We start from the raw sequence: 19,425 nt of genomic DNA on the forward strand, positions 1-19,425 counted from the left end.
GGCATTTTTACTTTTTACGGAATCATCTGAGAGGCTTTATCCTTAAGAAAAGCCCCTGCAAGATGGTAAAACCTGTCGCAGGCTTCCGGAACCAGATCTTCAAGATTTAAAAAGGCATGGATCATATCCCCGAATTCTTCGTGCATGGTAAAAATCCCCGCCTGTTTCAGCCTTTCTGTATAGGCTTTTCCCTCATCCTTTAAAGGGCAGTACCCTGCGGTGACTAAAAGGGTCTGGGGGAAAGCCTGTGGAATTTCCATGAAAAGGGGAGAGGCTGCCTTGCGGTTTTCGCTACTTTGAAAATATTGGTCAAAATACCAGAGAATTTTTTCCTTTTCCAGAAGATAACCCTTTGCCAGTTCTTCCACAGAGGGCATGGACAGGGTGTAATCCAGACTGGGGTAAATGAGCACCTGCTTTTCGATGGAAAGCTCCGGTTCATGGCTAGCTCTGTGGCTGAGACTGGCTGCAAGGGCACCGCCGCCGCTGTCTCCTGCAATGGCAAGTTTCTTTTCATGGCCTATTCCCAGATTCTCCAGCAGACTAAAAGCCCCCTTTGCCGCCTGGGTTACATCCTCAAGACCTGAGGGATAAGGGCATTCCGGAGTTCTGCGGTATTCAACGGAAAGGGTGATGCGGGAAGAGGCCTTTGCCAGCCTTCTCGCAATACCGTCATAAACGGCAATGCTTCCTGCCATGTGACCGCCGCCGTGGATAAAAAGAAGAAGGGGCAAGGACTGTTCCGGGTTCGGATGATAGATACGTACGGGCACATCCCATTTGGGACCGGGAATGGAGGCATCAATTATCTTTGCCACGGGACAGGCTTTTGTGACAAAGGTTCTGGTGAGGATGGCAAGGCCTTCCCTTGCATTGGCAAAGGTGGGCTGGCTGCCGCTTTGCAGAAAGGCTTCTGCAGCCTTGCTGACCTGTTCCAGAAAAGGCATCAGTGCTGGGGACGGATTTTTCATGGAGTTTTCCTTTCTTTGGCCGTGGCCCCGGAGCTTGCAGTATGATATTTGCAGGGCTTAAAAAACTGTGGTAATGGGGTTGGATAAGCTTAAAAAAACTTATCAGATAAGGCTGAACCATGGAAGAAAAAAGGATTGATCTGCGGGTAAGGTTCAGGCGGTGTGTGTTTTTTGCCAAATTGATGCCCTGAAATTTTTTTTCAACCTGTATGGCAAAAAGCATGAAAGAGAGATTGAGGATGAAGGGCTTTTTTGAAAGCGGGGAAGATGGCAGGTCAGGAGGGGGAGAGCCGGGATGGGCACTCTCTTTTTTTCTTGGGCTGATCCATGTATCCCTTATTTTTGACGGTATTATTTTTCTGCCCAACATGATCGGCAAGGCCACCGGGACACCTGCGGATCAGGTGGCCTTTGTCACCTTTGCCACCCTGCTCGTGGCGGCCTTTGGCACCTTTCTTCAGGCCTTCAAGCCGGGCAATCTGGGCTGCGGTCATGTTCTGTTCATGGGTTCCTATTCTGCCTTTCTCGCCTGCACCCTCATGGCTGTGAACATGGGAGGCCTGCCGCTCCTTGCCACCATGACCCTTTTGTCTGCGCCTGTGGTGTTCCTGTATTCTTATTTTCTGCGTTTTCTGCGCCACATCGTCACACCGGCCATAGGCGGGGTGCTGATCCTCCTCGTGGCCTTAAGCCTCATGCCCATTGCCATTGAACTCTGGCAGGGGGGCGACTCTTCCCAGCCGCATTTCGGTTCTTCCCAGAACTACCTTGTGGGGCTTGTGACCATGGGAGTTCTTGTGATTTTCATGCTTTTCGGCAGCCACAGGCTTCGTCTCTGGACACCGCTTCTGGGCATTGGGGCAGGCTGTCTTACGGCCTCTTTTTTGGGGCTTCTTACCTTAGAGCATGTTCGCCATGCGCCATGGTTTGGACTGCCAGAGGCCCGGTGGCCGGGTCTGGCACTGGATTTTCAGGTGGCATGGCTGCCCCTCGCAGGCGCTTTTTTCATTGCGGCTCTGGTCAGTGCCATGGAAGGAACGGGCAATATCATGCTCTTGCAGCAGATTTCCGTAAAAGGCTTCAGAAAGGTGGATTATACCCGTATTCAGAACGGACTTTATGCCGACGGACTGGCCAAGGGTCTTTCCGGCCTTGTCGGAGGCGCACCGGTGGCGACCTTTTGTGACAATATTCCGCTTCTTAAAATGACCCGTGTAACCTCAGCACGGGTGGGCCTTATGGGAGCTTTGATTCTATTGGTGCTGGCCTTCATGCCCAAGGTCTCAGCCTTTCTTCTGAACGCACCTTCCGCCGTGATCGGTGGTATGCTTGTACCCATCTGCGCCATGCTGTTTTATGCGGGCTTCGGGCTGGTCATGCGCTCGGGGCTTTCCTTTCAGATGGGCCTCATTCTGGGGATTTCCCTTTGTGCGGGACTGATGGCGGAGACACGAAACTTCTTTCCCTCCATTATGCCCGTGGAGTTTGCGCCCATTCTGCAGAACGGGGTGGCCATGGGAGGGTTTGTTGCCATTTTCTTCAGTACTCTGCTCTATCTTTTCCCTAGACCCGGCATGGCCCTGCACCTGACACCTACGCCTGCTGCCATGCCGACACTTTTAGAGAGGCTTGAGAAGCTGAAAACCAGTTTTAGGATGGGGGATGAGACTTTTTTGCGTCTGCGGCTCTGCTGTGAAGAGACCTTTTCTCACCTCATAGAATATGCTGAGTCATCGGAAAAAAAGTGTCTTTTTTCTGTTCGGCTCTGGGAGGAAGGTGTTTTTGTGGAGGTGATTATCGGTGAAACCGTGGATGAGATCGATCAGGGCATGCGGCCATTTACGGGCATCAATGCCACAGAAGCGGAGTTGGACCGGGTTGGCCTTCTGATTCTTTCCAGAATGGCAAAGGACGTGCAGCATATCCATATCTCCGGATACACTTATATTTCCTTTGTGATTGAGCTTTCCTGAAAGCTTTTTGGAAAAATTTGTAAGCAGACTTCATGTTTTTTGTTTGTGTCTGCATGTTTTCTTTTCATTGGGATGTTCTTTATGTGACAGACGATAACTTTATGGGCATATGGCAACTGTTTTGGCGGTTGGCAGGGCGTTTTTTGATGCTTTTTTCCAGTAGAGGGGGTGTTTTTTTATTCTGGCATAGTGGTTGCATTTCTCCATGCCAGTGTTGTTGGACGAGGGGGGCACTGGCCATTATGGGGCGCACTATGATCAATGATTCTTTTTTCAGTTAAAGGCACTGCCTGTGAATATTCTCCTGCTTCTTACGGTTGGGCTGGTATTTTTGGGTGCCGGTTATTTATTTTACGGCAAGATGATTTCCCGTATTTTTGATGAGAATAATCAGAATCCCACTCCGGCAATGGCCATGGAGGATGGACGGGATTATGTTCCGACCCGTACGGGCATTGCATTCTCCCACCACTTTGCCTCCATTGCCGGTGCCGGACCCATTGTCGGTCCCACGGTGGCCATGCTGTTTGGTATCATCCCTGTCTGGCTCTGGCTTCTTCTGGGAACGGTTTTCTTTGGAGCCGTCCACGATTATACCTGCCTATTCACCAGTCTCCGTGAAAAGGGCCGTTCCATGGCGGAAGTCTCCCGTTCGACTTTGGGAAGGGCCGGGTTTTTTCTTTTCATTGCCTTTACAACGGTGATGATCCTTCTTGTCACATCAGCATTTCTGGGTCTCAGTGCAACGGCACTGACCTCTCTGGTTCCTGTTGCCGAGATGAAGATAAGCGGCTCCGGTTTTCTTCAGACCATTGTGGGTGCCGATGGCATCGAGAGGGCTAAAATCGGTGGCATCGCATCCACATCAGTGATAATTCTGACGCTGTTTGCACCCCTGATCGGCTGGATGCTTTATCGCAGAAATATCCGTTCTGCCATTGTCACGCCTGTGGCGATTATGGTTGTGAGTATGTCCGTTGTCTTCGGCGTCTTTTTTCCCGTATCCGTTGGCATGCATACCTGGATGATCATTCTGACGGTGTATGTGGTGATCGCCTGTGGTGCTCCGGTCTGGACTCTCCTGCAGCCTCGTGATTTCATGAATTCATTTATTCTCTATGCCGGCATTGCGCTGCTGCTGGCTGGTATTGTTGTGGCTGGTCTGAAAGGAGCCGTTACTCAGGCTCCGGCCTTTAATGTGGCTCAGGGCAACTTGAAACTCGGGATGATCTGGCCCTTTCTCTTCATTACCGTTGCCTGTGGTGCCATCTCCGGCTTTCATTCCCTGGTGGCCGGTGGGACCGTCTCCAAGCAGATCCGCCTTGAATCCGATGCCCGGAAGATAGGATACGGTGGAATGGTTTTAGAGGGCGTTTTTGCAATGGTTGTTCTTTTAACCCTTGCTGCCGGTCTCTCCTTCGATTCTTATATGCAGATTGTCTGGCCGGAATCGGGACCGTCCAACCCCATCCTTGCCTTTGCCCTGAGCATGGGATCCCTTCTCCATATGGCCTTTGGATTACCCGTGGCTTTTGGAACCATTTTCGGCATTCTCATGGTTGAAGGTTTTGTGGTGACAACGCTGGATACCGCCGTTCGACTCAACCGCTATCTCTTTGAAGAGCTGTGGTCGGTTCTGTTCAAAAAAGTACCCGCCATTCTTCAATCCTACATTTTCAATGCCGCACTATCCGCAGGCCTGATGCTCTGGCTGAGCTGGACCAATGCCTTTACACTGATCTGGCCCATATTCGGAGCCGCAAATCAGCTTCTGGCAGCCCTTGGACTGATTGCTGTCTCGGTCTGGCTTGCCAAGCGGAAAAAGCCGACACTCTTTACCCTTATTCCTGCCATCCTGATGCTGGTCACTACTGTCTGGGCTTTGTGGGTGATGCTTTTTGACAAATATATTCCAGCCGGAAAAATGCCACTGATTATAACAGATATCCTTTTAATGGTTCTTGCGCTTGCTGTGGTTGCCGTTGCGTTCAAAGAGATGGGGAAGCTGTTGCGTCCTTCCCGTCCCTAAGGTCTTCAATTCGATGATTTCTTCCACCAGAAGGATGTTGAATCTTATTTTTTGTATGTTGGTATGTTTCTGGCGCAATCAAGTTTAATCAGGGCATGAGGTTAGATGTCTGGCAGCATAAATTAGAGGCGCAGATAGTCTTTACTTGAATATTCTTCTGTTAAAATCGTTGTTTTTGAAAAAAGGGCGGCTCCGGTCGCTGGAGATTCATATGGTATATACCCGTAAAACTTTTGTCTGGGCAGCTCTGATCCTTGTATCCTCTGTTTTTGCTGTGGTTTTGCAGTGGGCTTCACTTCCGGCTGCCACACTGCTCGGGCCCATGCTGGCCGCTATGGTCTTTGCCTTCTGCGGTGTGAAACTTACTGTACCCCGCTGGGCCTTTACCGGGGCGCAGTCCGTCGTGGGCTGCATGGTTGCCCTTACCATGAGTCCGGCCATCCTGAGTACACTGCTCCAAAGCTGGCCTGCCATTCTTTTTGCCATAGCACTGGTTATTATTTTCGGAGCACTGGTGGGGCATGGGCTGATGCATTTCGGCACCCTGCCGGGAAACACGGCGGCCTGGGGAACCTCACCGGGAGGGGCTGTGGCCATGATGGCCATGGCTGAATCCTTTGGTGCTGACATTCGTATGGTTGCCTTCATGCAATATCTGAGGATTTTAGTGGTGGTTCTCACTGCATCGGCCGTATCCCGTCTGCTGCTTGGAGGGTCTGTTGCGGATCTTCCGCCTCCAACCTGGTCGCCGGGCTTTGATGCGCCCCTGATTCCTCTGATTCAGACCCTGGTTCTGGTGGCTGTGGGTGTGCTTGCAGGTCGCATAGGGCGTATACCCGCAGGAGCCCTTCTCATACCCATGGTGCTCGGGGCTGTGCTCAATTCCCTTGGTTTTATACATATTACCCTGCCGCCATGGCTGCTATGGGCTGCTTACGCAAGTCTTGGCTGGTACATAGGCCTGAAGTTCACGCCGGAAACCCTGCGCCACACCTTGCGGGTTTTACCGCAATTGCTTCTGGCTGTTGTTGCCTTGATGGCACTTTGCTGTATTGCTGCCTGGATGTTGACCGTCTGGGCGGGTGTCGATCCCCTGACGGCCTATCTTGCCACCAGTCCCGGCGGTCTGGATTCCGTGGCCATCATCGCCGCAGACAGCGGCTGTGATCTTGCTTTTGTGCTTTCCCTCCAGAGCCTTCGTCTTTTTGCCGTTGTTCTGACGGGGCCTCTGGTTGCCCGGCTGATCTGCCGCATTAACGGACGCAGTGCCTGCGGTATGGCCTGATGGATTAAGCCTGGACCAGCCCCGGTCAGTCCCGTATCTTATGGGCGGGTTTTCTAAGTTCTTGTTTTTTCATAATGAGCAATATACATTATGTGGAGCAGGTTCTGAACTTTTTAGTGATTAAGCTGGTGAATGAGATGAATGAAACTCAGTGGGGCATGAAACCAAACAAAGCAAAGGCAATAATGCTTGCTAAGCGCCAATTGGCTGAGTTTGTGTGCGATGCAGTAAATCTGGAAGGGATTAACTTAACCATACCTGAAATTCAGACATTAATGGATGGAATTACTGTTGGAGGACATAGATTGTCTGACCAGCAAATAGCACTGAACCAAATTGATGCCTGGCGTACTTTATTTGTTTTGATTGAGAAAAATCAGTTTGAAATCACCCGTGAACAAGTTTGTGCCCTGCATCTGATAGCGGGTAAGGACGAGGCATTGGAGTGGGGGAAGTTCAGATCTGGTGGGGTTACCATCGCAGGGACAGAGTATATGCCGCCTCCGGCGGATTCCTTACCTGCCCTTTTTGAAAAGATGGTTTCTGATTCATATGATATACCAGATATTTATGATCGTGCTATCCATTTTTTTCTTACAATGGCCCGGTGCCAGTTTTTTTATGATGTGAACAGGCGTATGGGCCGTTTTATTATGAACGGGCTTTTGCTGAATTGCGGATACCCTGCGATTAATCTTCCTGCAAAGAGGCAGCAGGAGTTTAATCAATTGATGCTCGATTTTTATGGAACTGCTAATCAGAAACCGATGAATACCTTTCTACGCACCTGTCTGGATGAAAGGATTATAAAGATTATGAATGAGTAATGCGTCATTATAAAAAACATGTCTCTTCAATATAAATTATTTAATTTTAAATGTTTGTGTTGCTTTAAGGCTTGTCGGGCAGTCGTTGTTTCCCCTGAAACACGACCTTGGCATTCTCCGTAATGATCGTTTTTATTGTAGAAGTTTCATGGTGCGATATTACTTACAGCAAAACGATGAATTAAATGAAAGGAGCACACATTGGGAGACAAAGGCGGGAAAAAGGATAAAAACAAAGAACAGAAACAAAAGGTAACGCAGAAGGAGCAGAAGGATAAGAACAAGAAGGATAAGCAACCAAAGGGGAAGCCGTGATGGGAATCCGATTCTCATACGCAATAATCTGAATTTTCTGACACCTCCGACAAAGCGACCCCTGTTCATAGCTGGCAATGTCAAAGAGCGGACATATAGGAGCTTGAACATGTTGTTTCGTCGGATGGTTTTTTTGCTCTCCTAACTTTTTTATATGTATAGAAAATTATCATGCTCGATGGTCCTCCGAATCAGTGGCCAGAGACAGGCTCTTCTTGAAATACTTAGGAGTGGACATCAAATAGTGTACGATTTATCCGACTTTCAGGTTATTAATTGGCGCAGTTTCAGTGGAATGGTAGCGGGTGTCTAAGGTTTTTTATGCTTTGTTCATTGCCCGTTGCATTTCCCTTCCCACATACTCTGCCAGCTCCTGGGCAAAGCCAGGGTGAAGTCGTAAAAGACTTATATCCATGGGTCTTGCAAGGCGGCTCAGCCTTAGCATGTCACCGTCTTCTGCACCATGGGGCCAAATTCCTGCGAAGAAGAATCCTGTTGTTTCGGCCTGTTCACAGAGGAAGGCCGTGGCGGTCTGGGCAAGTGGCAGATCTATATGAACCACTTCGGCTCCGGCGATATCCATAAGATCCCGGGAGGCCCGCAGAATTTCCGGCCATTGCATTTCATCGGCAAGGGACACACGCACCACTCCTTTCATAAGTCCACGGTCAAAGGATACAGAATAAGCTCCTACCTGTGATTTTTCATGCGTTTCGCTGCCATGTCCATCCGCATTGCAAATCAGAGCCCGTCCCAGATTTTGGCAGATGCGTTCCGTCATATGCAGATGCCGTTTTGGCACATTGACCCGTGCCGGGGGAGGGGGCTCCAGATAGAAAAAGCAGTGCAGGTAGGATTCTCTGTGTTGGGGGCCGTCCTCCAGTCCCATGGCCTTGAAGTGGCGGGGTGGGCAGGCGGAAAGTTCCAGGCCGCAGGGACTTGCGCCCATGGCAATGACATCCCGCTGGCTGATGGGATGACTGGTTACGGGATTGAGGGAGAGTCCGAAAAGACCCAGTTCCCCGGCATCTTTTCTGAGACGGCTAGTAAAATGTTTCATGAGCCCCCGACTTCGGTAGGCAGGATCAATGACCAGCATGGCCATTTCCGCCATGGGTACAGGCTCCGGCCTTAATAGTCCTGCATGGCCGGCAATATTTCCGTCCAGAGTAGCGGCTACATAACTGAAAAGAAGGCCCCGTCCCACCAGATCCAGAAGCCCTTCGGGCCTGTAAAAGGCTTCGTTCTTATAGGAGTATCCATAGGTTAGCCAGAAAAGCCTGGCAACCTGCATGGCATCTTCGGGTTGAAGCGGACGAATCTCGAAGGAATCTTCAGCAGCCGGTTTTGATACAGGATCTTCTGCATTCTTAAGAACGCTGGATGGAGGAGGGGAACTGGCCTGTGTATCGTTTTCATGTTTTTCATAGGGAAGTCTTTTTACAAGGCACATGGCCTTGCCCTCTCTGCCACGGTTAATCCACAGGACTTCGTCCACCGCATGATGGATCAGTTTGAGACCAAGTCCTGGGATTTCCTTTTGCTGTTGTTGCCGCAGGATTTGGAGGGAAGCGGGGTCAAAGGGCAGGCCTTCATCACTGAACTCCAGGCGCAGTTCGCCTTCCAGCAGTTCACCGCTCACGAGCATATCCCCCGGTGTTCCATCGGGGTAAGCGTGGATGCAGATGTTCAGAAAAGCTTCTTCCGCTGCCAGCTCCAGAATCAGTACCTCTTTATCTGCAAAGCCTGCAATGCGGGCCATATCACGCACATGCCCCTGTACAAGGGAAAGGAAATGCTCTTGTGCGGGAACCCTAAGTTGTGTGTGGTGTGTCCTGTGCATGATTGATCCCAAGGTGTTTTGAAAGTTAGAATGAACCTGTTATGGGAATAAAGTATTTTTATTTTAGGCAGTTTTAATTGTTTCAGAAAAATATGCCGACCATGGCACCTGTCATCAGTGTGGTCAGTACGCCTGCCAGAATGGACCGGGGGGCCAGAGTGACAATTTCATCCAGCCTCTCCGGTGCGATGCTGGAAAGCCCTCCGATGAGAATTCCAAGGCTTCCGATGTTGGCAAAACCGCAGAGGGCATAGGTCATGATGAGGCTGCTCCGGGAAGAAAGGCTGCCTTCAGGAAGGGCCGCCATGTCGAGGTAAGCCAGCAGTTCATTGAGGATGACCTTCGTACCCATGAGGCTGCCCGCCACATGGGATTCATGCCATGGAATACCAGCAAGCCAGACCAGAGGCCGCATGATCTGACCGAGAATACTCTGGAGGGTGAGGGCTTCGCCTGCCATGTCAGGCAGAAGTCCCAAAGCCTGATTGACCATGCTGACCAGAGCGACCAGCACCACCAGAAGGGCGACGATCTGTATATACATCTGAAGGCCGAAGGTGGTGCCCTTGACCACGGCATCCATAGAGCTTCTGCTTTCAACGGGAGGGCTGATTTTACCAAGTGTGGGAGGCGAAGATTCCGGGATCATGATGCCTGCAATGAGAATGGATGCGGGTGCGCTGATCAGGGATGCTGCAAGGATATGGCCCAGAGCACCGGGAATCACCTGACCGATTATGCCTGCGTAAAGTACCAGAACTGTACCTGCGATGGTGGCCATGCCGCAGGTCATGAGGGTGAAGAGTTCGCTGCGGGTCATTGATTTCACATAAGGCCTGATAAAAAGGGGAGATTCCACCATACCGGCAAAAATGTTGGCGGCACAGCCCACGCCCAAGGCTCCGCCAATGCCCATGACCCGCTGGAGGAGTGCGGAAAATCCCCGTACCAGCACAGGAATGATTTTCCAGTGATAAAGAAGGGTGCTGAGGGCACCGGTGACGACAATGACGGGAAGTGCCCGGAAAGCAAAGATGTAAGCAGCACCGGACCATGGCTCTTCAAAGGGAAGGGGACCACCGCCCAGATACCCGAAAACAAAGGTGGTGCCTGCCCTTGTTCCTGCTTCCAGGGCTTCCACAGCCTTGTTCAGAAAAAGGAAAAAATCTGCAAAAGCAGGAACTTTCAGAAGAATCAGCGCCAGAAGAAACTGCAGGCCAAGTCCTGAAAGTATCAGTCGAGGGCTCACGGCCTTTCGGTTTTCGGAAAGAAGCCAGGCTATGAACATAAAGGCCAGCAAGCCAAAACCACTTTGCAGAATGGAAAGAAACATGGATGGTTCTCCGGAATTTTTAAGAAGAGTAAGGGTATATTCTTCTGCCTTTCTATATGAAGCGCAATAATTTTTCTACAATTAAAAGATCAAAACAGGGTCTGCTGCTTCCTGCTCTATATGCATAAAAATATTCCGTTCCATGATCATACTATCGTGAGTTCAAGTTTGTGTTTGATCTTTTCCCAGCCCGGGATGAGAGAATCGAGGAGCTTATAAAACTCAGGGCCATGATCATGACATTTCAGGTGGCACAGCTCATGGGTAACAACATAGTCAATGCATTCTTTAGGCGCTCTGATGAGGTCTGTATTGAGGGTTACTGTGCCCTTCTCAGAAAGGCTGCCCCATCTTTTTTGCATTCGCTTAATGGATAACTTTGGCTTCTCAATGCCCGGAGTACGGAACTTCTGCCAGCAGCGATGCATACTTTCTGCAAACTGGAGCTGTGCCTTTTCCGAATACCACTGATTTAAAAGTTTCCTTACAGTATCTGGAGCCGGTTCGTTCCGGCAGGTGATATGAAAAAAGCCACGGGTCAGTTTTACGGAGTTTTTCTGTCCTTGGGTCACTTTCAGTCGGTATTGCTTTCCAAGATACAGGTGGGTCTCTCCGCTCACGTAGCAGCGCTCAGTCGTTTTTGGATCAAACTGTTTGAAATAATTCAGTGCCTTAAGAATCCAGCGAGCCCGTTTTATTATTTTCTTTTCTATCAGTGTGATATCGGACTCTACCGGCGCTTTGACCATAACCGTGCCGTCTGGATGCACGGCTATTTCCATGGTTTTTCTGTCACAGTACAGCAGGCTGTAAAATATGGTCTTTTGACCATATTTTAATTGAGAATGGATAATGGATAATTGAGAATGATTGCTTTTTTGCATCAACTTACCGTCTTTGATCTGGAGGATTTGATTATACTTGTTAAAAGTTTCAGTAATTCAGTTATATCAGGATTAATGGATTTAAATTCTGTATGATTAATAATTTCTGCTTGATGTAGCAGATCTATCCAGTAGTCCGTTTCATTTGCTTCTTTCAGAGCAATAGCCATTTTGTGTATAAAATCGGCTTTACTCTCCGCCTATTCAGCTTCCCTCACTAAAGCCCCAATCGCAGTTCCAGAGCGAAGCAGTTGCTTGCTTAATACAAATTCTTTCTTTTCCGTGTTAAGATAACGGCATAATTTCACAATCCGTAATGCAAACAAAAATGATTTGTCCCTGACAGCATTTTTTTTGCCTGAGACCTGCTTCCCATTCTCCATTATCAATTCTCCATTCTCAATTATTCCTGTGTTTTGCCACCTGCAAAACTTTCTCGATGAGCGCATCCATCTGATCCAGTGACAATTCGATGCCCTTTTCTGTCTTCAGCTCATCATAGATATAATCATCAATCTCGTTGATCACCTGTTTTTGGGCGTCTTCATCCTCCCAGAAGTGAACTTTGTTGTGTTTTTCCAGTATGGCCTGAATAGCTAACGCCGTATCTGCTGTCGCCTCTTCGGTGAATGCTGAATTTTGAGTGCTCTGTTCTGAGTTGTTTTTTAATTCATCATTTATCACTGAGTATTCAGCACTCGCCAGAAATGGCGTCAGCACACCGAAATAAGCCATGGCATCTTCATTTCCGGAAAGCTTATCCGGTACATAATCATGCACCTTGAAGACAACCTTGTTACGGATATCCACGACTTTGTTCAGGTAATCCAGATCCGATATTCTTTTAGCCCTGAAATCTTCAATGGCCTGCTGGATCAGCTTTGAGAATTTTTCATAAAAGGCAGGGTCTTCATTCATCTTTTCCGTAATGACCTTCTTTGTGGCATGGGCAATGGTGTCTGCTTTTGAGCCCGTTGTTTTTTTAGAGCCGAAGACTTCCTGCTCTTCTTTTACCATCATGAAGGCTGCATCATCAAAAATATTAACCGGCTCATTAAGCTGAACCACCTCATTGGCCTGAATGTGGGTGTCCAGCAGTTTTTTGATTTTTGGCTCATAATCCCGGTAATCAATGGCTTCTGCATAGCGGAGCTTGACGGATGCCTTGAGTGACTGGAATTTCCGGAGGTCTGCCTTGTATCGGGATAAGGTTTTATCGTCGGTTTCGGTCAGAAATTTCTCGGAAGAGAGTGCGATGGCAAGTGTTTTACCGAACTCCGAAAGGCGACCGTAAAACTCTTCCCTCATGCTCTCATCACCAAGAAGCACTTCATAGGCCTCTTCATCACAGGAGTGCTTCACCGTTTTGAACAGATCCCAAAGATCAGAATACCGGCCGGGTAGTTTTTCGGCCTCGCTGTGAATGGATGTCAGAGTGCCAGCCAGATCGGATTCATCGAAGCCTTCAAATGCGCTGTACATGGTAAGGGCCTTATCCAGTTCACCAAGTACGCTTGCATAGTCTATGATGAAACCAAATTCTTTGCTTTCATGCAGCCGGTTGACACGGGCAATTGCCTGAAGCAGTGTGTGTTCCCTAAGCATCCTGCATAAATAGAGGACTGCGTTTCTGGGGGCATCAAAACCCGTGAGCAGCTTATCAACAACAATGAGGATTTCAGGATCGCTGCCGTGTTTGAACTGGTTAATGAGCTGCTTTGTGTATTCTTCTTCACTGCCATAGCGTTTCATCATCTTTTGCCAGAATTTTACGACCTCATCCTTTGTTTCATCATCGGTCTCTTCATAGCCTTCACGCATATCCGGCGGTGAAATAACAACTTCTGAACTGACCATGCCAATTTCATTCAGGCAGGCGTTGTACCTGAGTGCGGATATTTTGCTCGGTGCCACCAGCTGTGCCTTGAATCCTGTTCCCTGCCAGTTGGAGCGAAAGTGCTCGCTGATGTCAAAGGCTCTCATATAAATGACCTGATCGGCCTTGTTCAGCATTTCTGCCCGTGCATATTTGCGTTTCAAGTCCGCCTGCTGCTCTTTGGAAAGCCCTTGCGTGTGCCGCTCAAACCACAGATCCACCGCTTTTTTGTTTTGTGTCATCTCCACATGCCGCCCTTCATACAGAAGCGGAACCACTGCACCGTCTTCAACGGCCTGTGTGATGGAATAATGGGGTTCGACAAGCTCACCAAACTTTATGAAGTTGTTCTTCTCTTTTTTCAAAAGCGGCGTGCCTGTAAAACCCAGGTAGCATGCATGGGGAAACATCTGTCTCATCCGGGCGGAAAAGGAACCGAACTGGGTACGGTGGCTTTCATCCACCAGAATGAAAATATCAGGGGAGGCATCCTGATATTTTTTTACCGCATACGCCTTGTCGAATTTGTGAATGAGGGTTGTGATGATCCCTGATTTTTTTTCAGCGACCAGCTCCAGCAGGTTTCTGCCTGATGTTGCCCGGTTTGCATCAAGGCCACAGGAGGCAAAGGTATTCCCAAGCTGCTTGTCGAGGTCATCACGGTCTGTCACAAGAACAATGCGGGGGTTCAAAATTTCGGGATCAAGGGCAAGATTCCGGGCCAGCATCACCATGGTCAGGGATTTTCCTGACCCCTGCGTGTGCCAGATTACCCCCCCTTTACGTGAACCTGCGCTGTCAAAGTGTTTTACCCGGTTCAGGGTGGATTTGATGACAAAATACTGCTGATACCGGGCAATTTTTTTGATGCCTCCGTCAAATACCGTGAACTTCCACGCCAGCTCCAGAAGCCTTTCCGGGCGGCACAGCGAAAATAAGGCCTCATCCTGAGCCGTTATGAATGGAGAATGGATAGTGGATAATTGACAGTGAAAGGTGGTTTCAATTTTTTGCCTTGTATCTTTGGGTAATGGTTTATTTTTTAACTCCAGTAATTTTCCATTATCCATTTTCCATTGTCCATTATCCGGCTCTTTCCATATTCCCCAGAATTTTGCAGCGGTCCCCGTGGTGGCGTACATGGCGCTGTTTTTATTCAGAGCCAGCAGCATCTGCGTGTAGATAAAGAGTTTGGGGATGTGCTCATCATTCTGATTTCTGATGGATTGGGAAACGGCCTGTTCCACTTCAATCTGCGGCGCTTTACACTCAATCACGCAAAAGGGAATGCCATTGACAAAAAGAACGATATCCGGACGGGCAGTCTCTGTACTTCTGGAACGTTCAACACTGTATTCCACCGTTACATGAAACCTGTTACGACCGGGGCCACTTCCAGATTTGGGCCAGTCGATATAGTTTATATTAAAGCTTTTCGAATCCCCCTCAATGGTCTGCTCCATGGCCGTGCCGAGGGTAATCAGGTCGTAAATGGTCTCGTTGGTTTTCAGCAGTCCGTCGTATTTGATGTTTTTCAGTTTCTGGATGGCCGACTGCACATTCTCTTCGCTGAAGAGGTACTCGTCTCCTTTGTAACGAATACGGTTGATTTCCTTGAGCTGACTGCGCAGAATATTTTCCAGTAAAACATTGGATGTTCGGTTTTGTCTTTCCTGCAGTGCTTCAGCCGGTGTCAGAAATTCAAAGCCAAGGCTGATCAAAAGCTGCAAAGCCGGAATTTGAGAAAGATGCTTTTCATTTATCTGAAAGGTATTCATGGGTTTACTCCCAATGCGTGCCAGTAGGGTCTGAATCCTGATTCCACAATATCTCCAATAAGGATCAAAAACGGATCGTAATTATTTTTCGTGTGGGCTGTATCCAGTGCCTCATAATATTCCAGACGTTTTTCCACAGGAAGAATCACCGGCGGGAATCCGCTTTTCATCAATTCCAGATTCATCAGCAACCGTGATGTTCTGCCATTGCCGTCCACAAAGGGATGGATTTTCACAAAATCAGCATGAACACGGGCGGCCCGTTCTACCGGATGAAGTGATTTGGCCCCGGTCTGATACCAGTGAATGAAGTCTTGCATTTCATTTTGAACCTGTACGGCATCTGGCGGTATATGATCGGCACCGGAAATGATGACATTGGTTTTTCTGTAGGTACCCGCATTTCTGTCATCGATATTTTTCAGGATCAGCTGGTGAATGGAGGTAATCTGCCATTCAGATAATGTCTCATTTTTTCTGACCAGATCTTCCACAAAAAAAATGGCTTCCCTGTGGTTGATCACTTCAAAATGCTCCCGCATGGTTTTCCCGCCAATGGTGATTCCTTCCAGAGCAACCTTGGTTTCTTTCAGCGTCAGCGTATTGCCTTCAATGGCATTGGAATGGTAGGTCCAGCGGAGCACCAGATCTTCGTGGAGATTGGAAACAATCTCCGGGGGCAATGGCCGGAAGGCATCCAGTTTTTGTTTTAATTTGTCTAATTTATTGAATTGTATCATTTTGCAGGTCTCCTGCTTTTATCCACGATAAGCCAGACAGGGGCCAGGGATTTTTGAACCACGAAAAATACAAAAAACACCAAAAGGGAAGGAATCAATACGAATAAAAACAGATTTTTAATTCATCACTCAGTACTCAATTGCCTCATGTCTTCTTCGATTTCTTCCACGGTGGGGAGGGAACCTTTCAATTCATCCGGTAAAATTTCTGTCAGCGTAAACTCACTCACGCCCATGGGCTTGTTCATGTCTCGAAGGGCAAATTCGGTTTCGATTCTGTTTTTGTCCCGGCAGAGCAACATTCCGATGGTTGGCTTATCATCCTCGGCTTTGAGAAGGCTGTCTACGGCTGAAAGATAAAAATTCAGCTTTCCTGCGTATTCAGGAATAAATTTTGTATTCTTAAGTTCAATCACCACATAGCATTTTAACTTGATATGGTAGAAAAGCAGATCCAGATAATAATCACTTTCACCTACTTCCAGATGATATTGCCGCCCGATAAAGGCAAAGCCCTTACCCAGCTCCAGCAGGAATTTTGTGATATGGCTGATCAGCTGGTTCTCTATGTCCCGTTCATTGTAAGATTTTGTCATACTAAGAAAATCAAAGATGTATGGGTCTTTGATCGTCTGTTGTGCCAGATCGGATTGTGGCGTTGGCAAGGTCTGTTGAAAATTGCTGACAGACTTTCCTTGGCGCTGATAAAGTCTTGACTTGATTTGAAAGGCGAGAACATCACGACTCCAGCCGTTTTCGATGGTTTCCCGTATGTAGAAAAGCGTTTCCTGATGATCGGAAACTTTGTCCAGAAGAATTTTGATATGGCTCCAGGGCAATTGTCCCCCAATCTGGGGGATGATTGGCGGATAGGATTGTGATCCGTATTGGTGCGTAAGGACTGAACCCATTTGTCCCCCGGGCGGGGGGATAATTTGTTCCTGTTCGGAAAAGGTAATGAAATACTCGTAAAATTTCTTGATGTAGTAGATGTTTGTTCGTGAAAATCCTTGAATATCGGGAAACTCTGAACGCAGATCCTTAGACAGTTGGTCAATAATTTTGGAGCCCCAATGGGTTTCCGAGAGCTTTTGCGAAATATCTTCTCCAAGCTCCCAGTAAAATAAAATCAATTCCCGACTCGCAGCCAGTGCGGCTTTGACCTGCACGGAACGAATCTTTTCTTTGAGTTCCCTGAGCCACGAAGTGTACCCGGCATGGTTGGCTGGGGATGGGGTGTTTTTTGATTTGTCATCCATCATGCATACCCCATCACGATATCCGGCTTTACCCGCCATTGACCGGTGAGCATCTTCTGCATCAGGCCGCGTTTCTGCGTTTTGTATTTTTTTGAGAGTTGTTTGAGAAGGTCGATTTCCTGTTGAGAAGAAGATAGGAATTCGGCTATCCGTTTTTGGATATGTAGTGGAGGTAATAGTATTTTAGAATTAAGAAATTCCGAAGGGCTAACTCTTCTTGCTTTTCTCTGCCCCTTAGCGAGTCCAAGCTGTCTTGTGTAATATTCAGGCCGAATCAGATAATATAGCAACCACTCTTTTGAAACAGAATCTGAAATATCAAAGGCAGGTAAATCGAGAGTTGACTCAAAACCATCAAGATCGTTTGGAATAATACCAAATGCACCATTCAAAAAATCAAGCTTACTGTAGATGAGTTGCCCGGCTTTTCTCACATAATACTGGGTTGTTTTACTTCCAATTCGTTTTTCATCTTTAGCAATCACACCCTTTCCATACAGTTTCACAGTTATTTTTTGTGCATCATGGCCGTTGGTACCCGAAATCCGACTTTCATTAAGAAAAGAGCCAATTTTTACTTTCTTCCACTCCAAGTTTTCCTGTGTATGTGGGCCTTTGCCGAGTGCTGAATTATGAGTGCTGAGGTCTGAGTTATCTTTTAATTCATCACTTATCACCGAGCACTCATTATTCGACGCAATCGTCGGCTTCATGAGTTTATGAAGAAGCCAGTGGAAGCGTCGTTCATTCGCATGAATCAGCCGTTCGGTTTTTTCGATGGCCTCATCCCAGGTGGACAACAGGCCGGAAATGGCTTTTTGTTCGGGGAGGGGGGGGAGAAGTATTGGCAGCTTTTCCAGTGTTGCTTTATTTAGCTTGTACCTGTTAGCACCTTGCCTGCTTAAAAAATCAGTAATGTTTCTATGTTTGTAAAAGGTGGCAAACCATTCAGCACTACAGACATTGGTGGAAGCAATTACATGGGCATGATTGTTAACATTGAACTTCCCTTTTGCTAAAATTGTCTGTGGCTTCTCTTCTGGTTTTAGAAAGTGGTCTCCATCTTCGCCTATTAAGGCAAACTCACCATCTAATAAATACTGATCAATGTAATCTAAGATACCCGTTGGTCCATAGTATGGATAATCACCCTTTATTGAAGATCTTTCTTCAAGACTAATGGGTTTTCTTAGATCATTTCTAATACTACAGCTTTTACCGATTTGAGAAATTTGCCATCCATGTGGAATTAACGACACTCGGGCTTGTTTTAATAAAAGTTGCGTTTTCATTGTCGGATTTCCTTGGGCTTCTGGGTAGTGTTGCCTTCGAGAGCCTCAGGCAACGGGCAGCTCCGGCGGCTGAGGTTCTCGAAGCCATGTGTTTCAGGCAACGGGCATCTTTGGTGGCTGAGGTTCTCGAAGCCCCTTTTGTCACGATACGCCACGGAAAGGTGCCTGAGGCTCTCGAAGGCACCGTTGATCAAGGCTTCCTTCTTTTTTCGGCTCCAACCCTGAACCTGTTTTTCTCTGAAAAAAGCCTCATCAATCCTTTGATATTCTTCTATATAAAGCAGTTCAACGGGCAGTCTTTTTCTGGTGTGATTCGAGCCTTCTCCCGCTTGATGCTGGGCAAGTCGGAGTTCAATATTATTTGTGCTTCCAGTATAATAGCTCCCATCTGAACATTTTAAAATGTACATAAAACCTTTATCCATCACTCAGCCTCTTCATCGTTATTACTTTTTTCTTCTCAACTTTTTTCAGATCTTCATCCGGTGTTGGAAGGTTTTCCGGCATGGTGCCGCCCTGCTCTTCGATGGTCTGGCGTACTTTTCTTCCAACCTCAAAAGGGGTTGCATTGGCTTTGGTTTTGCCCTGGATATTTTTCCTGCGTAGCTTTTATTCGATCTGTGTGGCACGGAAGAGGTTGGCAGTCCACCATAAAGTCCTTATAGTCGTAATAATCATCTCCAGATTATAATGATCAATCAGGCGTCCCACCTGCCATTTTCCTTCCGTTTGAACTATTCGATATTTCCGAATAGTTGCCTCTGGCTGAAGCTCTTCGTCGTCGTAAATGTTTGCTATATTTTCATTTATGGTTGGAATGGCAACTCCGTACAGCTCTGCCATTAACTTTTGACTCAACCAGACGCTTTCCCCTTCCAACCGCACCTGAACCGGGTTGTCCAGCCCCTGTCCCTGATACACCAAAAGTTCGCCCTTGGGCGGTACATTCTTGTTATCAGGCATGATATTCTCCTAATGAGAGATCTGAATGATAAGTATTCAGTGCTGAGTTGTTTTTCA

Annotated in this window: 14 protein-coding genes and 1 pseudogene; 4 read left to right on the top strand and 11 right to left on the bottom strand. The window is 47.7% G+C overall.

Annotated elements, in window-relative coordinates:
- Nucleotides 1-14 precede the first annotated feature (14 nt).
- Nucleotides 15-971 carry an alpha/beta hydrolase gene (locus FIM25_RS08700; RefSeq protein WP_139448324.1) on the bottom strand — a complete coding sequence of 319 codons (957 nt, stop codon included), beginning with the start codon at nt 969-971 and terminating at the stop codon, nt 15-17.
- A 221-nt stretch (nt 972-1,192) separates the two neighbouring features.
- Between FIM25_RS08700 and FIM25_RS08705 the strand changes: the two genes are divergently transcribed.
- From FIM25_RS08705 to FIM25_RS08720, 4 genes are all read left to right on the top strand, one after another.
- Complete coding sequence (locus tag FIM25_RS08705) at nt 1,193-2,944, top strand: uracil-xanthine permease family protein (protein WP_179953264.1); 1,752 nt, start codon at nt 1,193-1,195, stop codon at nt 2,942-2,944.
- Between the two features lie 292 nt (nt 2,945-3,236).
- Complete coding sequence (locus FIM25_RS08710; protein ID WP_218961343.1) at nt 3,237-4,973, top strand: carbon starvation CstA family protein; 1,737 nt, start codon at nt 3,237-3,239, stop codon at nt 4,971-4,973.
- A gap of 211 nt (nt 4,974-5,184) precedes the next feature.
- Complete coding sequence (locus FIM25_RS08715; RefSeq protein ID WP_139448328.1) at nt 5,185-6,258, top strand: AbrB family transcriptional regulator; 1,074 nt, start codon at nt 5,185-5,187, stop codon at nt 6,256-6,258.
- Between the two features lie 92 nt (nt 6,259-6,350).
- Nucleotides 6,351-7,085, top strand: a complete 735-nt coding sequence (locus FIM25_RS08720) for a Fic family protein (protein WP_246052098.1) — start codon at nt 6,351-6,353, stop codon at nt 7,083-7,085.
- 634 nt (nt 7,086-7,719) lie between these two features.
- On the opposite strand, the gene FIM25_RS08730 is transcribed toward FIM25_RS08720, so the two are convergent.
- The 10 genes and pseudogenes from FIM25_RS08730 to FIM25_RS17305 form a co-directional block, all read right to left on the bottom strand.
- Nucleotides 7,720-9,243 (bottom strand): GNAT family N-acetyltransferase, encoded by a 1,524-nt coding sequence (locus tag FIM25_RS08730; RefSeq protein WP_139448332.1) that lies wholly within the window; start codon nt 9,241-9,243, stop codon nt 7,720-7,722.
- An 82-nt stretch (nt 9,244-9,325) separates the two neighbouring features.
- Nucleotides 9,326-10,576, bottom strand: coding sequence for a NupC/NupG family nucleoside CNT transporter (locus FIM25_RS08735; protein WP_139448334.1), 1,251 nt, complete (start codon nt 10,574-10,576; stop codon nt 9,326-9,328).
- A 146-nt stretch (nt 10,577-10,722) separates the two neighbouring features.
- Nucleotides 10,723-11,358, bottom strand: coding sequence for a M48 family metallopeptidase (locus tag FIM25_RS08740; protein ID WP_218961344.1), 636 nt, complete (start codon nt 11,356-11,358; stop codon nt 10,723-10,725).
- 101 nt (nt 11,359-11,459) lie between these two features.
- Nucleotides 11,460-11,909 (bottom strand): annotated as a pseudogene (locus tag FIM25_RS08745) (four helix bundle protein).
- Nucleotides 11,860-15,114 carry a type I restriction endonuclease subunit R gene (locus tag FIM25_RS08750; RefSeq protein WP_139448338.1) on the bottom strand — a complete coding sequence of 1,085 codons (3,255 nt, stop codon included), beginning with the start codon at nt 15,112-15,114 and terminating at the stop codon, nt 11,860-11,862. The pseudogene FIM25_RS08745 and the gene FIM25_RS08750 overlap by 50 nt, the downstream one beginning before the upstream one ends.
- Complete coding sequence (locus FIM25_RS08755) at nt 15,111-15,854, bottom strand: Fic family protein (protein ID WP_139448340.1); 744 nt, start codon at nt 15,852-15,854, stop codon at nt 15,111-15,113. Before FIM25_RS08755 ends, FIM25_RS08750 begins: the two co-directional genes overlap by 4 nt.
- Before the next feature lie 125 nt (nt 15,855-15,979).
- The gene (locus tag FIM25_RS08760; RefSeq protein ID WP_246052100.1) at nt 15,980-17,116 is read right to left on the bottom strand and encodes a PDDEXK nuclease domain-containing protein; all 1,137 of its coding nucleotides are present in this window, start codon (nt 17,114-17,116) and stop codon (nt 15,980-15,982) included.
- Entirely contained in the window at nt 17,113-18,405 is a 1,293-nt protein-coding gene (locus tag FIM25_RS08765) for a restriction endonuclease subunit S (RefSeq protein WP_139448342.1), read from the bottom strand. The genes FIM25_RS08760 and FIM25_RS08765 overlap by 4 nt, the downstream gene beginning before the upstream one ends.
- Nucleotides 18,402-18,830: a GIY-YIG nuclease family protein gene (locus tag FIM25_RS08770; protein WP_218961346.1), complete on the bottom strand. Its 429-nt coding sequence runs from the start codon at nt 18,828-18,830 to the stop codon at nt 18,402-18,404. Before FIM25_RS08770 ends, FIM25_RS08765 begins: the two co-directional genes overlap by 4 nt.
- 184 nt (nt 18,831-19,014) lie before the next feature.
- A complete protein-coding gene (locus tag FIM25_RS17305) occupies nt 19,015-19,368 on the bottom strand; it encodes a virulence RhuM family protein (protein ID WP_218961348.1) in 354 nt (117 codons plus the stop codon).
- Between the last annotated feature and the right edge of the window lie 57 nt (nt 19,369-19,425).

This window comes from Desulfobotulus mexicanus, assembly GCF_006175995.1.
In the GTDB taxonomy this organism is placed as follows: Bacteria; Desulfobacterota; Desulfobacteria; order Desulfobacterales; family ASO4-4; genus Desulfobotulus; species Desulfobotulus mexicanus.